At 65.2% G+C, this 1,941-nt stretch carries 3 protein-coding genes; all 3 read right to left on the bottom strand.

The features are described from left to right. Positions 1–365: 365 nt before the first annotated feature. The 3 genes from I5M_RS15735 to rplU all read right to left on the bottom strand — a co-directional run bounded on the left by I5M_RS15735 (position 366) and on the right by rplU (position 1,836). Entirely contained in the window at positions 366–962 is a 597-nt protein-coding gene (locus I5M_RS15735) for a GNAT family N-acetyltransferase (RefSeq protein ID WP_022722269.1), read from the bottom strand. Positions 963–1,094: 132 nt separating this feature from the next. Beyond that, positions 1,095–1,364 carry a 50S ribosomal protein L27 gene (gene rpmA, locus I5M_RS15730; protein ID WP_022722268.1) on the bottom strand — a complete coding sequence of 90 codons (270 nt, stop codon included), beginning with the start codon at positions 1,362–1,364 and terminating at the stop codon, positions 1,095–1,097. An 88-nt stretch (positions 1,365–1,452) separates the two neighbouring features. After that, on the bottom strand, positions 1,453–1,836 hold the full coding sequence (gene rplU, locus I5M_RS15725) for a 50S ribosomal protein L21 (RefSeq protein WP_022722267.1): 384 nt from the start codon (positions 1,834–1,836) through the stop codon (positions 1,453–1,455). Positions 1,837–1,941 lie beyond the last annotated feature (105 nt).

The following is a 1,941-nucleotide window of genomic DNA, read 5'->3' as shown; positions in this document are numbered from 1 at the left end:
CGGTCTTCTCGCGCTGCGCTTCCGCGCGGAGCGCACGCTCGCATGNCTCCAGCGACCCCGGGCTGTGCTTGATCTCTTCGGCGATATCGCGGGCTGCAACGGCCTGGATGTAACGGTGCGGATTCATCGGACGCTCCTCGTCTCTGATTGAGTGGACGGCCGTCCTACGAAGTCACGGCGAGGCTGCGTACTCGGTGCCGACCGAGGCAGACGGGCTGCAGCGCGCAGGTGGTTAAGTGAGCGCTACCGGGCTCGTTCGGCTTGAAATGATCTGCGGCCAAACAGCGCTGAAAATGACAAAGGGCCGGGTGTGGCCCCGGCCCTTTCAACTTGTGACATCCATGTGTTGTTACCAGTGCGGCGGCTCAGCGTCCGCGCCGCGTCGCGCTCCAGCTCTTCAGCGACGACCACACGCCGCGCGTCAGCCGGAAGCAATCCACCGGCGTCGACGACGCGATGGCTTCGACGCGGTGCAGTTCGACGCCGGTCCACTGGAAGCCGCACTTCTCCAGCACGTTGCGTGACGCCGGGTTGATCACCCGGGCGCTGGCGACGATCTGCTTGGCGCCGCGGTCCTCGAAGGCGAGGTCGATCACCGCGCGCGCCGCCTCGGTGGCGTAGCCGTTGCCCCAATGCTGGACGCCCAGCCAATAACCGAGCGCCGGCGCGTCGCGATCACTCCAGTCGAGGCCGACGATGCCGACCGGCTCGTCGTCGGCTTCGATCAGGAACACCGTCTCATCGCTCTGCCCGAGCGTGGTGACGAAGCGCGCGGCGTCGTCGCGCGTGTAGGGAAACGGCAGCCGCCGGGTCATCTCGGCGACGCGGCGATCGTTGGCCAGGCACGCGATGGCTTTTACGTCCGCGAGACCCGGCTTGCGCAGCGTCAGCCGCTCGGTCTCGAGGACGCAAGGTCTCGCCTCGCGCAGCGCCTGCGTGGATGTCGGGATTTCCTGCAACATGGCGGGCTCCTGGTTGCGTCTCAATCAAGTACGCGACAACGAAAAGGGGAGGCCGGTTTCCCGCCTCCCCTGGAGCCCTTTGTGTGCTCCACCGGTTCAGCAGGACCGGCGGACACGATTTTGGTCCACCGTCTATTCGGCCGCCTGCGCAATCGGGAGAACCGATACGAAGGTGCGGCCGTTGGCTTTGGCGCGGAATTCGACGCGGCCTTCCACCTTGGCGAACAAGGTGTGATCAGTGCCCATGCCGACGTTGAGGCCGGGATGCCACTGGGTGCCGCGCTGACGCGCAATGATGTTGCCGGGAATGACGTGCTCGCCGCCATAGGCCTTGATCCCGAGGCGCTTGCCCGCAGAATCACGCCCGTTGCGCGATGAACCGCCTGCCTTTTTGTGAGCCATGGCTCGTCTCCAAAAACCTGAATTTTACCTAGACGATTCCGCTGCCGAAATCATCCACTGATTTGACACAGCTGCCGCGCGTCGCCGCTTATTCGGCAGCCTCGGCGGCGGGCTTCTCGGCCTTTTCGCGCTTGGGGCGCGGACCGACCGTGGGCTTCTTGCCGTCGGCCAGGATCTCGGTGATGCGCAGGACCGTGATTTCGTCGCGATAACCACGCTTGCGCTTGGAATGCTTGCGGCGGCGCTTCTTGAACGCGATCACCTTCGGGCCGCGCTTGTGGTCCAGCACTTCGGCCGCCACGGTCGCGCCGGCCACCGTCGGGGCGCCGAGCGTCGGGGTGTCGCCGCCCAGCACCAGGACTTCGCCGAGCTGGATGATGGTGCCGACGTCGCCGTCGAGCTTGCCTACTTCGAGCACATCGTCTGCAGCGACACGGTATTGCTTGCCGCCGGTTTTGATGACTGCGAACATCGTTTTTATCCTTCGTGTTCGATCCCGGCCTCGGATGGATCCGGGCCGGCTTTTTGGTCAGTCGTTGCGGGATGCGACGGGCGGCGAGCATCCAAGATGATCGCG

The organism is Rhodopseudomonas sp. B29 (assembly GCF_000333455.1).
GTDB lineage: Bacteria > Pseudomonadota > Alphaproteobacteria > Rhizobiales > Xanthobacteraceae > Rhodopseudomonas.
Note: the sequence above shows the minus strand (reverse complement) of the source record. Positions and strands in the feature narration are given on the sequence as shown.